This window comes from Shewanella sp. GD04112 (assembly GCF_029835735.1).
GTDB lineage: Bacteria > Pseudomonadota > Gammaproteobacteria > Enterobacterales > Shewanellaceae > Shewanella.
Window position 1 is genome coordinate 1243529 of the sequence record NZ_JAOEAL010000001.1, and the last position, 15233, is coordinate 1258761.

15 protein-coding genes are annotated in these 15233 nt (G+C 48.2%); 7 read left to right on the forward strand and 8 right to left on the reverse strand.

All coding sequences use genetic code 11. The annotated features are described in order from the left end of the window. The first annotated feature begins 401 nt into the window (after window positions 1-401). On the forward strand, window positions 402-1109 hold the full coding sequence (locus tag N7386_RS05465; RefSeq protein ID WP_279767329.1) for a hypothetical protein: 708 nt from the start codon (window positions 402-404) through the stop codon (window positions 1107-1109). Between the two features lie 29 nt (window positions 1110-1138). Here N7386_RS05465 and N7386_RS05470 read toward each other — a convergent pair whose 3' ends face one another. Both N7386_RS05470 and N7386_RS05475 read right to left on the reverse strand, forming a co-directional pair. Beyond that, the gene (locus N7386_RS05470) at window positions 1139-2008 is read right to left on the reverse strand and encodes a U32 family peptidase (RefSeq protein WP_279767331.1); all 870 of its coding nucleotides are present in this window, start codon (window positions 2006-2008) and stop codon (window positions 1139-1141) included. Window positions 2009-2038: 30 nt separating this feature from the next. Further along, window positions 2039-3040, reverse strand: coding sequence for a U32 family peptidase (locus N7386_RS05475; RefSeq protein WP_279767333.1), 1002 nt, complete (start codon window positions 3038-3040; stop codon window positions 2039-2041). Window positions 3041-3178: 138 nt separating this feature from the next. On the opposite strand from N7386_RS05475, the gene N7386_RS05480 reads away from it, so the two are divergent. After that, a complete protein-coding gene (locus N7386_RS05480; protein ID WP_279767336.1) occupies window positions 3179-3715 on the forward strand; it encodes an SCP2 sterol-binding domain-containing protein in 537 nt (178 codons plus the stop codon). Window positions 3716-3800: 85 nt separating this feature from the next. On the opposite strand, the gene N7386_RS05485 is transcribed toward N7386_RS05480, so the two are convergent. Together N7386_RS05485 and yegQ are read right to left on the reverse strand one after the other, a co-directional pair. Beyond that, the gene (locus N7386_RS05485) at window positions 3801-4052 is read right to left on the reverse strand and encodes a YfhL family 4Fe-4S dicluster ferredoxin (RefSeq protein WP_279767339.1); all 252 of its coding nucleotides are present in this window, start codon (window positions 4050-4052) and stop codon (window positions 3801-3803) included. A 3-nt stretch (window positions 4053-4055) separates the two neighbouring features. Further along, window positions 4056-5420: a tRNA 5-hydroxyuridine modification protein YegQ gene (yegQ, locus tag N7386_RS05490; RefSeq protein WP_023266720.1), complete on the reverse strand. Its 1365-nt coding sequence runs from the start codon at window positions 5418-5420 to the stop codon at window positions 4056-4058. Between the two features lie 384 nt (window positions 5421-5804). Between yegQ and N7386_RS05495 the strand changes: the two genes are divergently transcribed. Both N7386_RS05495 and N7386_RS05500 read left to right on the forward strand, forming a co-directional pair. Then, window positions 5805-6644, forward strand: coding sequence for an HDOD domain-containing protein (locus tag N7386_RS05495; RefSeq protein WP_279767342.1), 840 nt, complete (start codon window positions 5805-5807; stop codon window positions 6642-6644). An 84-nt stretch (window positions 6645-6728) separates the two neighbouring features. Continuing rightward, entirely contained in the window at window positions 6729-8255 is a 1527-nt protein-coding gene (locus N7386_RS05500) for a bifunctional diguanylate cyclase/phosphodiesterase (protein ID WP_279767344.1), read from the forward strand. 28 nt (window positions 8256-8283) lie between these two features. On the opposite strand, the gene N7386_RS05505 is transcribed toward N7386_RS05500, so the two are convergent. Together N7386_RS05505 and N7386_RS05510 are read right to left on the reverse strand one after the other, a co-directional pair. Further along, complete coding sequence (locus N7386_RS05505) at window positions 8284-8697, reverse strand: thioesterase family protein (RefSeq protein ID WP_279767345.1); 414 nt, start codon at window positions 8695-8697, stop codon at window positions 8284-8286. Window positions 8698-8884: 187 nt separating this feature from the next. Continuing rightward, on the reverse strand, window positions 8885-10141 hold the full coding sequence (locus N7386_RS05510) for an adenylosuccinate synthase (RefSeq protein ID WP_011716179.1): 1257 nt from the start codon (window positions 10139-10141) through the stop codon (window positions 8885-8887). 135 nt (window positions 10142-10276) lie between these two features. On the opposite strand from N7386_RS05510, the gene N7386_RS05515 reads away from it, so the two are divergent. Next, window positions 10277-11170, forward strand: a complete 894-nt coding sequence (locus N7386_RS05515; protein ID WP_086904664.1) for a LysR family transcriptional regulator — start codon at window positions 10277-10279, stop codon at window positions 11168-11170. Window positions 11171-11185: 15 nt separating this feature from the next. Here N7386_RS05515 and N7386_RS05520 read toward each other — a convergent pair whose 3' ends face one another. Beyond that, a complete protein-coding gene (locus tag N7386_RS05520; RefSeq protein ID WP_126512657.1) occupies window positions 11186-12004 on the reverse strand; it encodes a transporter substrate-binding domain-containing protein in 819 nt (272 codons plus the stop codon). A gap of 203 nt (window positions 12005-12207) precedes the next feature. Between N7386_RS05520 and N7386_RS05525 the strand changes: the two genes are divergently transcribed. Continuing rightward, window positions 12208-12636, forward strand: a complete 429-nt coding sequence (locus tag N7386_RS05525; RefSeq protein WP_011621862.1) for an OsmC family protein — start codon at window positions 12208-12210, stop codon at window positions 12634-12636. 89 nt (window positions 12637-12725) lie between these two features. On the opposite strand, the gene N7386_RS05530 is transcribed toward N7386_RS05525, so the two are convergent. Then, window positions 12726-13346 (reverse strand): TetR/AcrR family transcriptional regulator, encoded by a 621-nt coding sequence (locus N7386_RS05530; RefSeq protein WP_011716182.1) that lies wholly within the window; start codon window positions 13344-13346, stop codon window positions 12726-12728. A gap of 637 nt (window positions 13347-13983) precedes the next feature. Between N7386_RS05530 and N7386_RS05535 the strand changes: the two genes are divergently transcribed. Then, on the forward strand, window positions 13984-15222 hold the full coding sequence (locus N7386_RS05535) for an efflux RND transporter periplasmic adaptor subunit (protein WP_279767349.1): 1239 nt from the start codon (window positions 13984-13986) through the stop codon (window positions 15220-15222). Window positions 15223-15233 lie beyond the last annotated feature (11 nt).

A 15233-nucleotide genomic window follows, 5' to 3' on the forward strand; every position in this document is an offset into this window, starting at 1 on the left:
TTTTATTCTTGATATTGTTAGTGGCCATGGGGGATTTTGTACAAAATTTTCCCTTAGATTCTTCGAATATTCCGCTTTTGCGGTTTTTTTATCCGTTAATACGATTAGTTCTTCTGCCGCTCTCCATACAATGTGAAGCAGTTAACGCGAATTGTAATAGCGAGGTTATCGCCGACAATAAGCTCAGCGTTTCTGAATGAGTTGTGCATTTTTATGCGGTTTTTACTCGGTATTTGCATATTTTAAATTGAATATTGACTAAGGACGGGCGCTGCGCGCGAGTGACTAAATAAGCGTAAATAGTGGTGAAATAAAATATTTCTCCTAAAGAGGATGAACGCCGCTTTAATTCTTTTCAATTCCATGTAAGTTAGTACTACTTTTGTTTAGCTAAATTATCCATGACTGTTACAAAAATGAATGTCGCGACAAGAGGTTTTTCGCTCGCCACTAAGTTTGGTTTTCTTGGTATTTTTGGATTATTGCTCGGGATAGGCGTGGCCGTGTTAGGCTTCGATCAGACCGAGACTCGAGCCTTCAACTTTTTGAATCATACCTTGAGTGAATTGGGAACCTATGGGCATTCCGCTCTTGCTGTGGTGCTCAATGGTGGCTTGTTTTTTGGCAGTTTAAGCATTGTGTTTTATTGCCTTTCATCCTTGCAAACCGTAAGTGGTTTTTGGGGCTATCCCTTTTACTGCGCGCTGGCGCTAACGTTTTTAGCCTTGGCCTGCGTGGGATTGTTTCCGGTCAATGTGTATCACCTGCATATCCTAGCCCTGAAATGGTTTTTCTACTTCGGCAGTTCGAGTGCCATCTGTTATCTGCTGTGGGCTGGCCTTAATTCACAAAGGCGACAACCTTGGACGCTATTGTTAGCGCTTGTGGTATTGCTGAGTATGATGACCTTTCTCTATGCCCCCTTATTAGAGCTGGGCTTAACCGAGGGAGACAGGCCCTTCTATCAAGAAATGGTGTTGCAACTGCCTAGGCCCGATTTATGGTGGCCAGCATTGTTGGAGTGGATTGCGCTTGGGAGTTTATTAAGTTGGACGGTAGCGCTACTGCTTACTCCACAATCACTCGCTCAGGAGCCAGCTCCCGAGTGAGTGATTTTAGTGATTAACCCATCATGCTATCAGCTTAAGGATTTCAGTCCCGCTTCGCCAAACCAGTAACCGTTACAGTACTCATCGCTAAGAGGAAACTGAGCGTCCGTTGCCCCAGTCTTTAACGCCTCGACCAGCGCATCGGCCTTAGTGATACAGGCTAAGCTGCTGGGCGAAACCCGAAACACATCGACGCCCATCTTTAGCATTTCATTGATTTCGCTGCGTAAATCGACACAGCTGGCCGACTGGGTTTGGATGCCGTTTAACCTGAGCAAAGGTTGCGCCTCTTGCGTCTGCGCCAGTAAGCCCTTGCTGTATTGGCGGCAAACGGTTTCGCAGCTGTCCTTCGATAAGTGTTGATGCCTCGCGGTAAAGCAGCGCGCCGAGTGGGCGAGTGGCAAGTAGCCATGACCGAGCACTTCGACTTCGAATGCGGGCTTGTTCTCTATCACTTGGCTAAGCCAAGTCTTCGACAGTTCTACTGGCATCACAAAGCGCTGCATGCCGAAACGCTGCAAAATATCTAAACTGGCGCGGTTGTAGTTGTTGATGCTGGCGCCGCAGACAAAGGGCAGCTTGTGCTCCTTGGCGAGATACACGCCCGCCATGTCGTTGGCCTCAATGCTAAACTCGCCATTGTCGACTTGGCGTTTAAGTTCAGTGTATTCAGAGGGCGCTTCGATAAGGGCGAGCGTCGACAGCACCACCTCTTTACCCGCAGATTTAAGCATTTTCGCCAGTTCGAGATAGTCGCCAAACTTGAGTTCGCGTCGACGGCTACAAACGGCTTCACCCACATAAACTAACGGGACCTGACTGTTGGCCACCTGCTGGTAAAAGTCGATGACCTGTTGTTTTTCCCAGCAATAGAGCAATGGGCCGAGGGAAATTTTCATAATCGTTTCTTCTTCGTGGTTATCCGAGGACTATTGCCAGTCACGCTCGTAGGCGCCTAAGGTGGTAATTTGGCCTTCGGAGACTTTCGCGAGGGCTTGCTCCCAATGGGCCTGCGTCTGGAATTTATCTGGCTGATTAAGATAAGTATCCATCGCTTGACGCCAAACTTTAGTCACTTGCTCTACATAGGCTGGGCTGCGCTGCCGCCCCTCAATCTTAAGTGACACTATGCCCGCCTTGGCAAGCTCTGGCAGCAAGCTAAGGGTATTTAAACTGGTGGGGGACTCGAGCAGATATTGCGGTTTATCATCGTCTTGGGTGAGATAACGGCCCTTACAGACGACTGGGTAGCCCATTTGCTCATCGAGCCCTGATTTATCAATTAAGACTTCGTTGAGGCGAGTCAGCCTGTCTTGGCCCTGTTCCTGCCAGCGCACGTGTTTCGCCGGAGAGCAAGAGCCGCCAGTGTTTGGCGATTGGCCAGTAACATAGGAGGATAAGTGGCAGCGGCCTTCGGCCATGATGCACAGACTACCAAAGGCAAAGACCTCTAAATCGACTGGGCTGACCTTAGCTAAATCGCGCACTTGTTTCATCGACAGCACTCTGGGTAACACCACCCGCGCGATATTAAAAGCCTCTTTATAAAAGCTCAGTGCGCCCAAGTTGGTGGCGCTGGCCTGTACCGATAAATGCAGCGGAATATGCGGATATTGCCTATGGGCATAGTCGAGCAGTGACAGATCGGCGACGATTAAGGCATCGACGCCAATGCTGGCCGCCAAGTCAATGGCTTGATACCAGCGGTGTTCCTCATTCGGCTTAGGAAAGGTATTTAAGGTGAGGAAGATTTTCTTGCCCCGCTGATGGGTTAGCTCGGCGGCTTCCTGTAATTTTGCGGGGGTGAAGTTTAAGCCCGCGAATGAACGTGCATTGGTATCATCCTTTAACCCAAGGTAGACAGCATCGGCTCCGGCCTGCAGCGCCGACTTTAGCGAGGCCAGGTTTCCTGCTGGACACAACAACTCCATAATGGTGCTCCCGATAAAATAACAGGGGCAGAGTGTAGGGAAGATTGATTGGCGGTGAATTGATTTAAAACAGGTTTAAGATCATAAAATCTCGGTAAACTGGGAGATATAGTGTTTTTTATCCTTAGGTAACTGATTATGTCCGCTGTTTTTTCAGCAAACCTTGCAAAACAACTGCTTGAACTCACCCCAAAGCTGATCCGCTTACCACTCTCCAAAGTGCCCTTTAGCCTCAAGGCCAAGGTGCTTAGCCAACTCCTAACGCAGCTGCTGGCGCCGCAGGCCGAAGATGGCGAGTTAGATTTCTTGGCGGGTAAGTGGGTTGCGATTCGGGTTGAAGATTTAAATCTGTATTTTGAAGTGAGTTTCGATGGCCGCTGGCAGGTGCGTGAGCTGACCGATGCCCAGGTTAGCTTTAGTGCCAATTCCGCCGAGCTATTATTGGTCGCCGCGGCAAAAGAAGACCCTGATACGCTGTTTTTCCAACGAAAACTGAGCATCGAAGGCGATACCGAGTTAGGGCTTGAGGTGAAAAATCTACTGCTCAGTATCGAGTTTGCCAGCCTGCCGACACCCATTCGCTTAAGCATTGAAAAGCTGGCCGATGCCATTGTGCGTTTGCAGCTTGAGGCAAAACCGACGGTGATTTTGGCTAAATCCCCAAGCTTAAGCTGATGCGAACTTGGCTGTAATCAAGTGATAAACAAAGCCCCGCTGATATTGCGGGGCTTTTTGTTTAGCTTGGACGGCTAGCGCTCACTCAAATTTTTTGTGTGAGTATGGCAAATTTGACCAACAACTCGTCGTGGGACTCGACGCGGTTAGGGTCGGAGTCAATACAATCAATCGGACAGACGGAGACGCAGGTCGGCTTATCATAGTGGCCTACGCATTCAGTGCAGCGGTCTGGGTCGATTTCATAGATTTCTTCCCCCATGGTGATGGCCTGATTCGGACATTCAGGTTCACACATGTCGCAATTGATGCAGCTGTCGTCGATCAGTAATGCCATGCCTTAGCCTGCTTCGTGTGGGTTGCGGGTATCCTGACCTTGGGGCAGGTTACGCAGTAAAATGCCGTGGTTCAGATCAACCTCTTTCGGCACGGGCAAGTAAACGGTATGGCCCGAACCTAATCCCGCTTCAACCGATTCGGCTTTGCGGTTCTCGAGTTGTTCGATGGTCAAACTGATATTGCCCTGTGGCGTCATTAATTCAACACTATCACCGACAGAGAATTTGTTCTTCACTTCGATTTCGGCAAGGCCAGCCAGATTGCGTTTACCGGTTAATTCACCCACAAATTGTTGGGTATCGCTGACTGAGTAGCCATAGTCGTAGTTTTGATATTCATCATGTACGTGGCGACGTAAGAAACCTTCGGTGTAGCCGCGGTGCGCTAAGCCTTCGAGTTGGTTCATCAAGCTGCGATCGAAGCTCTTGCCTGAGGCGGCATCGTCGATGGCCTGACGGTATAGCTGGGCGGTACGGGCCACATAGTAGAACGACTTAGTACGGCCTTCGATCTTCAGCGAGTCGATGCCCATTTTGGCCAAACGCTCAACGTGTTGAATTGCGCGCAGGTCCTTAGAGTTCATGATATAAGTGCCATGCTCATCTTCAAACGCTGGCATATATTCGCCGGGACGATTGGCTTCTTGTAGCAGGAAGATTTGGTCGGTCGCAGGGCCCGCACCTAAGGTTGGCGTCTCGATTTGCACTGCATTTGGGGTGGCGATGATATCGCCAGAGTCAGTTTGCTGCGCTTCGTGCACATCGTATTTCCAGCGGCAGGCGTTTGTGCAAGTGCCTTGGTTTGGATCGCGCTTATTGATATAACCTGATAGCAAACAACGGCCTGAGTAGGCCATACACAGGGCGCCGTGGACAAACACTTCTAACTCTATATCTGGGCAACGCTGACGGATTTCTTCGATTTCATCCAAGGACAATTCACGGGATAAAATCACCCGTTTAATGCCTTGGGTCTGCCAAAATTTGACCGATGCCCAGTTAATGGCGTTGGCTTGCACCGATAAATGCACCACCTGCTCAGGGAAGGCCTCACGCACCATCATGATAAGGCCAGGGTCTGACATGATCAGCGCATCGGGCTTCATCGCCACCACGGGCTCCATATCTTTGATATAGGTTTTGAGCTTAGCGTTGTGGGGAGCAATGTTACTCACCACATAAAGCTTTTTACCCAGCGCATGGGCTTCTTCGATACCCGTGGCAAGGTTTTCCATCTTAAAGTCATTATTACGTACCCTTAGGCTGTATCTTGGCTGGCCGGCATACACGGCATCTGCACCATAGGCAAAAGCGTAACGCATGTTTTTCAGCGTCCCAGCGGGAGATAACAACTCAGGTTTAAACATAATGACTCTCGAATTGGTTGGTAGATGGAGGCGCAGTGCGCGGGGGCGGCATTTTACACAATCAAAGTAGGGTTATGCAAATCACCTCGTCTAAGATTAGGTATAGTTCGCATTTTACGAATATACCTAGAAGCCTTATGATGGCGCTGGCTTTTGCATCGAAGTTGATGAGGGATTAATGGTATCTAACGTTGCTCATTTTTAGGTTTTTCAATCGACTATAACTTAAACGCTAACGGCTAAGCTAAGGGGGATTTGGATGATATTGATAACAGAGTCATACAAATAATTAACCTCTGTCGCTTTTTTCTACCCATCAAATGATAGCCAACTGGTATACTCCAATGACGATAGATTTATGTTTGCAGATTGATGGGAGATAAGATGTCTACTGAACATCTACTGTTAGTCGGATTACTTAAAAAATTAAAAGATGATGCCTTAGTATTGCCAACCTTGCCTGAAGTGGCCATGAGAGTGCAGGAAGTAGTGAGCCGCTCCGATGCGAGCCTAAAGCAAGTTGCTGATGTGATTGGCCAAGATGCCGCTATCTCGGCACGTATCATCAAAGTCGCTAATAGTGCGTTATATAGCCGAGGGATCCCCGCCGAAAGCATTAATAATGCGGTATCCCGTATTGGCTTGATTCAAATTAAAAGTATTGCAACTTCTGTTGCCATGGAGCAGCTGTTTATTTCCACCAATGAAATGGTGTGGGAAGTGATGGATGAAGTATGGCGCACTTCTATCGATGTGACTGCTGCCGCTTGCGCTATGTTGCAAATGTATAATAGACGTCACCCAGGTCAGCTCAACTTAGATACCTTAACACTGGCAGGTTTAGTCCATAATATCGGTGCATTACCGGTTTTGACCGAAGCCGAAGCCCATCCAGAGTTATTCACCAGTATTGATCAATTGCGCTCTTTAGTACGTAAAATGCAAGGTCCGCTTGGACGTGCGGTGTTAAAGAGTTGGGATTTTGCCCCTGAGGTGATGGAAGTGGTTGAGCGCTGGGCGGATTTACCTTATCTGCCTGACCATGTGACCTACTTAGATTTTATTCGTGCCGCGGCATTTTATACCGGAGAATTACGTGCAGGCGCCGAACTTGAACAAAGGTTAGAGGTCTTTGCAAGTCGGGGATTACCCGTTTCGGCAAATGATTTAGCTAGTGATGAATTTATGGATAAATTCCATTCAATTAAAGAAAGTTACCAGTAGTCGTTGGGCCAAAAGGGAAGCCAATCCTTGCTGAGTGATAAGTGGGATAGCGAGTAAGCTTACGCGGTAAATAGAGGCCTGAATATGGTTGTTTTAGGGGGTATAGGTATAGTACTTATTATCGTTTTGATAGCGGTGCTGTACCTTTTACAGACGAGATATAAAACCTTGCGTCAACAAAGGCAATTTTTGGCGCAATTATGCCCTCAGCTCGAACAGCAAAAAAGCGATCGTCGCCCCCTTAATATTCCCATTGTGCCGCAGGAGTTTGCGCCGCTGTACCATTCCTTAAATGAGATGCTTGCTGCACTACCAGCGGGCATGGGTAAGGATAAACTCACAGGTTTAAATAATCGTGTTGGGCTTAAACGCGCGCTTGCTTCATTAATGTCGATTACCCAAGGAACCTTGGTACTGATTGATATCTATCGTTTTCGGTATGTAAATGATCTATTTGGCTTTGTGTTTGGGGATATTCTGCTTAAACAATTTGCGGATAGATTAACCAGCTTGAGCTTAAAGCCTAAATTGATTGCGCGTCTAAACGGCGATGAGTTTTTTCTCTACTACGAGCAAAGTTTGTCGCAGGAGCAATTGCTGCACTTACGTGGTCGTTTGCAGGTGCCATTTAAAATTAATGATACGCCAGTAAGTGTGCGTTTGCAGATTGGTTGTGTGCAGTTAGCTAAGCATCATACTGATGTGAGCAATATGCTTAGAAGACTCGACTTGGCATTGAAAAAAGCAAGAACAACCCGAATTGCGATTGCCTGTTACAGTGAGAATGACGATATCCGCCAATTGCGAGAGCTTAAAATTATCGACAGTCTTCCCAGTAGCTTGCAGCGCAATCATCTATATATGGTGTATCAACCTAAGTTGGACGTGCAAACCGGAGTCTGTACCCAAGTCGAGGCGCTGATCCGTTGGGAGCATGAAGAATTAGGCTTTATCTCACCGGGTGAATTTATACCGCTTGCTGAATGTGCGGGAATGATAGATTTAGTTAGCCATTGGGCGTTAGAGCAGGTGTTGCAGCAGCAAGTTAAATGGCGTGCTGCCGGAATGTATGTTTGTGTGGCATTAAACTTGTCAACTCGGGATCTGGATAGTGATACCTTACCGCAGGATATTGCCGCCCGTCTCGAGCATTATAAATTACCACCAGAATGCTTAATGATTGAAATCACTGAAAGCACCCTGATGGCCGATTTAAATAAGGCCGTGGATACCCTAGAGAAAATCCGCCGTTTGGGGATTAAATTGGCAATCGATGATTTTGGTACTGGCCATTCATCGCTGGCGTATTTAAAGCATTTACCCGCCAATGAAGTCAAAATTGATAAAGCCTTTCTTCGGGATCTTGAGCCGAACCAACCTTCAGAATATATCCTTGAGGCCAGCATTAATATTGCGAAAAAGCTCGGTTATGAGGTGACGGTCGAAGGGGTTGAGAGCCTTAATATCCACGATATGTTAGTGAAGATGGGCGTCGACCGTATTCAAGGGATTTTTTATGCTAAGCCAATGCGGGCCGCTGAGCTTGAAATGAACTGGAGCCAGCTAAGACCCAGACCCGAAATGCTCTGCGTTAATGGTTCACATCCTTAGACTAAGCTTTACATCCCTTGGCTTAGCTTCACATCCCTAGGCTTAATTGGGCGATTAAGTCGGCGGGCATGGGCGCAAGTTGGCGGGCCTGATTCATACACACCATTTCAATGGTGGCGGTGACAGCCGGTTTTTTACCGTTCGGGCGCCAAATTTCCTGATGCCAGACGGTGCGATATTTACTCTCAAAGTAGAACTTAGTGCGGATATCGATGATATCGGCAAACTCCACCCCTTCGTGGCACAACATGTCGCTGCGATACACCGCAAAACCCAATTGCTGCTGTTGCCAGAGGTCGCGTAAGCACTCGGCACCAATCACATGCTCACGGGCGCGCTCGAAGTATTTCAAAAAGTTCGGGTGATACACCACGCCAGAAAAATCGGTATCTTCATAGTAAATTTGCACAGGGAAAGAATAACTTGGGCTAAATTGCGGCATGGCGTTTTCGATATGAAGTATTTGGGTTGAGCGCAGTCTAGCGGTTTATCGGGCTGAACAAAACCCAAAGTGTGGGTAAATTAGGTGGTTAGGATTGAGAAAACTTAGGGGACACAAAGTAAAAAGCCATATTCGCCGAAACGAATATGGCTTTTTTGTAGGGTAATCGGTGGCTAAAGCCTAGCGCTTAGCGAATGATCATCTGGTCGCGTTCAGGTCCCACAGACACCATGCTCACACGCACACCCATTAAGGCTTCGATGCGTTCAACATAATGTTGCGCCGCCTTTGGCAGGCTTTCGAAGGTGCGACAGCCAGTGATGTCTTCGCTCCAGCTTTCCATTTGCTCGTACACTGGGCTTAATGCCGCAGTCTGTGGCCAAATGGGGTTTTCAGTGTGCTCGCCTTCGTAGGCAACACAAATCTTAAGATCTTTCATGCCAGTCAGGCAGTCAATCTTGGTCAGGGCGATTTCAGTCGCTGCTTGCAGTTCAACACCGTTACGTGTTGCAACCGCATCGAAGTAACCCATATCACGTGGACGACCCGTAGTTGCACCAAACTCGTTGGCGTTTTTACGGAAATCATCCTGCTCTTCCATCGCAGTCACTAAGGTGCCAGTACCGACAGATGAGCTGAAGGCTTTCGCTACCGCAATCACACGCTCTGGGCGCAGAGCCGGTAAACCACTACCCAGACCTGCGAAAGCCGCCGTCACGTTAGAAGAGGTAGTGTAAGGATACTCACCGTAAATCAAGTCACGACCCGCGCCTAATTGCGCTTCAAATAACAAGTTAGCATCTTGTTTTTGTAAGGCTTTTAATGGCTCTGTGACGTTGCAAATAAATGGACGCCATGGGGCGGTCACATCCAATAACCATTGGGTCATTTCGGCGGCCGTTTGGCTAAAGTCACAGCTTGGGTACAATGCTTTTAACTGGGGCAGTTTCCAGTCGAGCATAAATTGAATGCGTTCTTGCAGCACTTCGGGTTGGTTTAACCAGCCAACCAGAATACCTTTCTTCATTACGCGGTCGCCATAGGCTGGGGCAATCCCTTGACGGGTTGAACCATAGGCCAGATCGCCTAAACGTTGTTCTTCTAAGGTATCTTCGAGTGCATGGATAGGTAAGCACAGGGTCGCACGGTCAGAAATGCACAGTTTAACTTCAATGCCAGCCGCTTCGACTTCGGCGATTTCAACACTGAGTTTTTCAGGGCTGATCACCATGCCAGGGCCAAGTACTGCAACGCAGTTTGGATTGAAAATACCGCTAGGTAATTGGTGTAATTTAAAGGTGCCAAAGTCGTTAACGACCGTATGACCTGCGTTGTTACCGCCTTGGAAGCGGACACTCGCTGCAGCATCTGCGGCTAAATAATCTACGATTCGGCCTTTGCCTTCATCACCCCAATTTGCACCAACAACTACGATAGACGGCATAACATCATCTCCACAGGAATTAAGCGATTATGCTAGACCTGCTTAATGAATAAGAGAAATTAATTATAGTTATCGTCGTGATAAGGAAATCATATATCATAGGGTGAGCTGAATTGATGGATGGAGATGAATGCGATGCTCGAACTTCATTGGTTAAAGACCTTCGTGACCTTAGCCGAGTGTAAGCACTTCGGAAAGGCGGCAGCGGCGCTGCATATGACGCAGCCCAATGTCAGCTTGCATATCAAACAACTGGAGCAGAATACTCGAGTTAAGTTGATTGAGCGCAATCCGTTTAGGCTAACTCAGGCGGGGTTTCGTTTGCTCGAGAGCAGCCAGAAGACCTTGATGGAACTGCAAGTGTGTCAGGCGGATCTCAATGCCATCAACGATCTCAGTCAAGGCACCTTGACCATAGCGGCCAGCGATATCATTTCGCGTTTGCTGCTTATTCAGCCATTTCAGTTATTTAAAGCGGAATTCCCCGGGATTGATTTTTCCCTGCTTAATACCACGTCTTCCCAAGCCTCAGAATTGGTGACTAATGCCGAGGCGGATTTAGGCTTTGTGATCGCGCAAAAGGAGAGTCAGCCGCTGCATTTTACCGAGTTACAGCAAATCAAATGGTGTGCCTTTGGGGATAATTTGCAGCTGTGGCAGCAAAGCCAAGCCAGCCATGATATGCCCCATGCGGAGCGGCCGACTTTGATTCTGCTCGGCCATGATACTCGTACCCGCGAGTTGCTCGATCCCGCATTACCGACCTTAAATTTACCCCGTTATCGGATCATGGAAGTCGGCAGTGTGGATGCGCAAATCGATTGGGCCGAGGCGGGCTTTGGGGTGGCAATTGTGCCTGAGTTTTCGATTTACACTAAGACGCACTTAAAGAGTAAAGTCACGCCATTGCCGCAGTTTCCGAGCACCAGTTTGGGTTACATCGTGCGGCAGAATCAGATCCTCTCGAAAGCGATTAAGCAGCTGCTACATTGGGTGAACCAAGAGATTATCCGTACTCAAGGCAGCTAATGGCGGTTTGAAAGGTTACTTAGTGCTAAGCAGTTGTTGATACTGTCCATTGGCTTTTAACTGGGTTAAGCCCAGATCCAGCTCTTTAGCGAGTTGTGCGGCTTTGGGGTTTTGCTTCGAAAAGGCCAGATAAATCTCGCTGCTGTGGTTATTAAAGGCGGGGATCACATCGTCACTGACGCCCATTTTTTGCAGGTTTTCCTGCGCGACTAAGTCGAACATGACCGCTGCATCGACTCGGCCAATCATCAACAGATTAATCAGTTGCTGTTGGTTGGCGACCGTGATGACATTCAGTTGGCGCTGTTTCACCAGTTCGGGAAACTCATCGCCATACTCATAACTTTTTATGACCCCGACTATGCTGCCTTTGGGAATTTCCCATTTATTGGCGGCGATGAGCGGGCGTTGTTTACGTTGATAAAAAGAGGCTTTCGCCACAAATAGCGGCGTGTTACCAAACACAAAACGTTGCTCGGTACTCGCCTCGCGGGTCACGTTAAAGACTCCATCGACGGCACCTTTTTCGGCCATCATAAGGGCGCGGCTATAGGGCACGACTAGGCTGTTGACTTCCACTTGAGATTGTTTGAATGCCGCCGCGATAAGGCGATGGGAGATCCCTTGGCCAAACTGATTGGCAAACGGTGGCCAGCTGTCTTCGGCGGCTAAGGTGATGCTATGGCCTGCGGCTTGTGGGCTACTTTGGCTTTCTTGGGCAAAGGAGGAGTGGCTTGTGGCAGAGAATAAAAATAAGCAAGCCGCAGTCAACAACGTCAGCGGGTTATTTATTACACGCTGAAATTCATTCCTTGTTGGGCTGCAAACACGCATCTTATTTCCGTATCATCCTATTCCTAATCGGAAATTTATATCATAAGTGCCTATAACGAACCTAATGATTTTGCGATTTGTGATGTGGCCGAGATTGTTTATGACAAAACGAGTTAGGCCATAAAACTGTGATCTTAAGTTGTGACTTTTGGTTTTTTAATTATTAGAATAATCTGATTGAAAAAAAACTAATGGAGTAAGTCATGGCGGATAAAGTCGTTGAAGTCACCACACATATGGGAAGCGGTTGGAAGGTTACGGCGCAGGTACGTGAGCATTTGCTGATTATCGATCAACCCAGCGCGACCAATGAAGGCGCTAATCCCTTAGAGACCTTTTTATTTTCGCTCGGAGGCTGTATTTCGGCGATTGCTAAGATGGTTGCGCGTGAGCGAAATATCACCATTCACCAGTTCGATGTGCATGTCAGAGCCGTGATGAATTCGGCTGGATTACTAGGCCAGCCTTCGGATGATCCTGTGGGATTTAAAGAAATTGCCATCAATGCCAGCATTGATGCTGATTTAACCGATGCACAAAAGAGTGAGTTTTTAGATACTGTGTGTAACCGTTGTCCTGTCCACGACAATCTGCTGCGCCCAAGCTTAGTCACTCACCAAGTTCAGCACTAATCTCAAGATTAATTTCGATAGCGGCTTTAAAAGCATAAACCCCAGAGTTTGCTGGGGTTTATGTCAATGGCTATCAGCTAGTCGCACTATCACGCATTATTTTTCGGAAAGTTGGCTAACACTAGCTCGGCGACTTTGCGTAATTCTCCGGGGCATATGCCATTGGTGGCTTGCACTGCCATGCCTTGCAGCACTGTGCCTATATATCGAGACAGCAGCAGCGGATCGGCATCTGCGGGTAAATCGCCTTCATCCTTTGCCCGTTGCAGACGTTGGCATAGTGCCTGTTCTCCGTCACGGCGGCGGGTAATCAAGGTATCTTTGATCGCTTGTCCGGCTTCGCTACAGGCGAGGGCGCCTTGAACAATTAAGCAGCCTTGGGGATGACTCTCATCCACTAAAGATGATGCTGCGCCATAGAGCATGGCCTCAACCACTTGATAGGCGGTTTCTTTTTCAAGCGAAGGATAGAAAAATGCACAGGGGCGCTGCTCGTATAACTCGATCGCTTTCAGAAAAAGCTGCTCTTTATTACCAAAGGCGGCATATAGGCTGGGTTTGTTGATGCCCATGGCCTGAGTCAGATCGGTTAACGATGTACCTTCAAAACCTTTTTGCCAGAAGACTTCCAAGGCTTTGGCCAATGCATCGTCGGCGTCGAAGGCTCGTGGGCGACCTACGCAGGGCGTCTGGGTGACGGTTGACATCATTAGGCTCCTCAATTCTCAATTGCCCCTAGGATAGACATGGGTTTAGTTCATGTCCAGCCACTCTTGCCTGCTGTCTGCGGGTTAGGTGAGTAACTCACCAAAATATACGTCCATTCAAGCCCACATAGCACGTTCGCTGTGGCTAGGGCGTGTTGACGTTTCAGGGTTATTTTTGCAGCAATTTGGCTGGCTTTTATGCAAGGCAAAGTCCGTGCTGTGTAGTTATTCTACATAAACGGACGATAACGCAGCAGAAACGCCAGCCAAATGCTGCCCGAAGGGTTCGTCTGGCAAGCCCTTGCTCTTACTTTCTGTCATAAGAGCCGCTCGTCATTTGAGTAGAATAACTACACATCATTCCTCGTTTCGCGAGCACGTGCTTGCCAGAACGAACAAAATCTAATCTCGAAACGTCAACACGCCCTAATTACCTCAAAGGCTTAACTGCATGGTTTCAAGCTGGCACAAAATTAAATACCTGTCGGTACAAAATAAGTTGACAGGATCATTTTACACTATATATTACCGCTCAGTACATAATATTTTTTACCAGTCGGTATTTATTGGTGTTGACCGAGTGTCCATCACTGATGTCTGTCTTAAACGAGATAAATGCCTGCCACATGAGGATTGTAAAATGAAAAGTAACCCATCTTTACGGATATTGATGTTGACTGCCGTGGCGGCGTTTGTCCTTTCGGCCTGTGGTGAACCAGCTGCACAGCAAAGCCCAGCTCAAGGTGCTCCTAAGGTCGATGTTGCGCAGGTATTGCATGAGCGCGTTACCGAGTGGGATGAATTTACCGGCCGTTTGCAGGCGCCAGAAAGTGTGACCTTAGTGCCACGCGTGTCTGGTTATATCGCGTCGGTAAACTTTAAAGAAGGCGCTTTAGTGAAAAAAGGCGATGTGCTATTCCGTATCGATGCGAGTGTGTTCGAAGCGGAAGTGGCCCGGTTAAAAGCAGATCTTGCTAGCGCGCTTTCTGCTGAGCAACTGGCCACTAACGACTTAGAACGTGCCCGCAAACTCTTTGCCCAAAAGGCGGTATCTGCAGAATTACTCGATACCCGCGAGTCTAACAAACGCCAAACCACGGCGGCCGTGGCTTCTGTGAAAGCGGCGCTGCTGCGCGCCGAGCTGGACTTAGATTACACCCAAGTGCGCGCGCCGATTGATGGCCGTGCCTCCTACGCCAATGTCACCGCGGGTAACTATGTGTCTGCGGGGCAGAGTGTGTTAACCAGCTTAGTGTCGACCGCCAGCATGTATGCCTACTTCGATGTGGATGAGCAAACCTATCTGAAATACGTCAAGTTAACCGCCGAGAAAAAGCGTAAAGACCCTCGTGCTGGAGACAATCCCGTGTATATGGCGCTGGCCAACGAGCGCGAATATCAACACATAGGCCTAGTGGATTTTGTCGATAACTCGATGGACAGACAGACGGGCACTATTCGAGTACGTGCCACGTTTAGCAATGAAGACAACAGCTTGCTCCCAGGTTTGTTCGCAAGATTACGTACCGCCGGTAGCGGCGCCTACGACGGCATCTTAATCGACGATAAAGCCGTAGGCACGGATCTGAACAACAAGTTCGTCTTAGTGGTGGCAAACGATGGCACTGTGGAGTATCGCGGCGTCACCCTAGGTGAAAAAGTTCAAGGTTTACGCATTGTTAAGCAAGGTTTAGCGGCAAACGACAAGATCGTTGTCAATGGCATGCAAAGGGTTCGTCCTAAGATGCAAATTGAGCCACACCTAGTCGATATGGCCGATAGCGAGCAGCTAGATGCGCTTCGTCAAGCTCAATTACTGCTTGATAAACATCAAGAAAATATCACCACCCCAGACGTTGAAGTAGCGAGCCGCGGTTAAGGAATCCAACA

Coding starts and splice junctions, on each gene's coding strand:
- N7386_RS05465 (WP_279767329.1), top strand. CDS start 402: ATGACTGTTACAAAAATGAATGTCGCGACAAGAGGTTTTTCGCTCGCC.
- N7386_RS05470 (WP_279767331.1), bottom strand. CDS start 2,008: ATGAAAATTTCCCTCGGCCCATTGCTCTATTGCTGGGAAAAACAACAG.
- N7386_RS05475 (WP_279767333.1), bottom strand. CDS start 3,040: ATGGAGTTGTTGTGTCCAGCAGGAAACCTGGCCTCGCTAAAGTCGGCG.
- N7386_RS05480 (WP_279767336.1), top strand. CDS start 3,179: ATGTCCGCTGTTTTTTCAGCAAACCTTGCAAAACAACTGCTTGAACTC.
- N7386_RS05485 (WP_279767339.1), bottom strand. CDS start 4,052: ATGGCATTACTGATCGACGACAGCTGCATCAATTGCGACATGTGTGAA.
- yegQ (WP_023266720.1), bottom strand. CDS start 5,420: ATGTTTAAACCTGAGTTGTTATCTCCCGCTGGGACGCTGAAAAACATG.
- N7386_RS05495 (WP_279767342.1), top strand. CDS start 5,805: ATGTCTACTGAACATCTACTGTTAGTCGGATTACTTAAAAAATTAAAA.
- N7386_RS05500 (WP_279767344.1), top strand. CDS start 6,729: ATGGTTGTTTTAGGGGGTATAGGTATAGTACTTATTATCGTTTTGATA.
- N7386_RS05505 (WP_279767345.1), bottom strand. CDS start 8,697: ATGCCGCAATTTAGCCCAAGTTATTCTTTCCCTGTGCAAATTTACTAT.
- N7386_RS05510 (WP_011716179.1), bottom strand. CDS start 10,141: ATGCCGTCTATCGTAGTTGTTGGTGCAAATTGGGGTGATGAAGGCAAA.
- N7386_RS05515 (WP_086904664.1), top strand. CDS start 10,277: ATGCTCGAACTTCATTGGTTAAAGACCTTCGTGACCTTAGCCGAGTGT.
- N7386_RS05520 (WP_126512657.1), bottom strand. CDS start 12,004: ATGCGTGTTTGCAGCCCAACAAGGAATGAATTTCAGCGTGTAATAAAT.
- N7386_RS05525 (WP_011621862.1), top strand. CDS start 12,208: ATGGCGGATAAAGTCGTTGAAGTCACCACACATATGGGAAGCGGTTGG.
- N7386_RS05530 (WP_011716182.1), bottom strand. CDS start 13,346: ATGATGTCAACCGTCACCCAGACGCCCTGCGTAGGTCGCCCACGAGCC.
- N7386_RS05535 (WP_279767349.1), top strand. CDS start 13,984: ATGAAAAGTAACCCATCTTTACGGATATTGATGTTGACTGCCGTGGCG.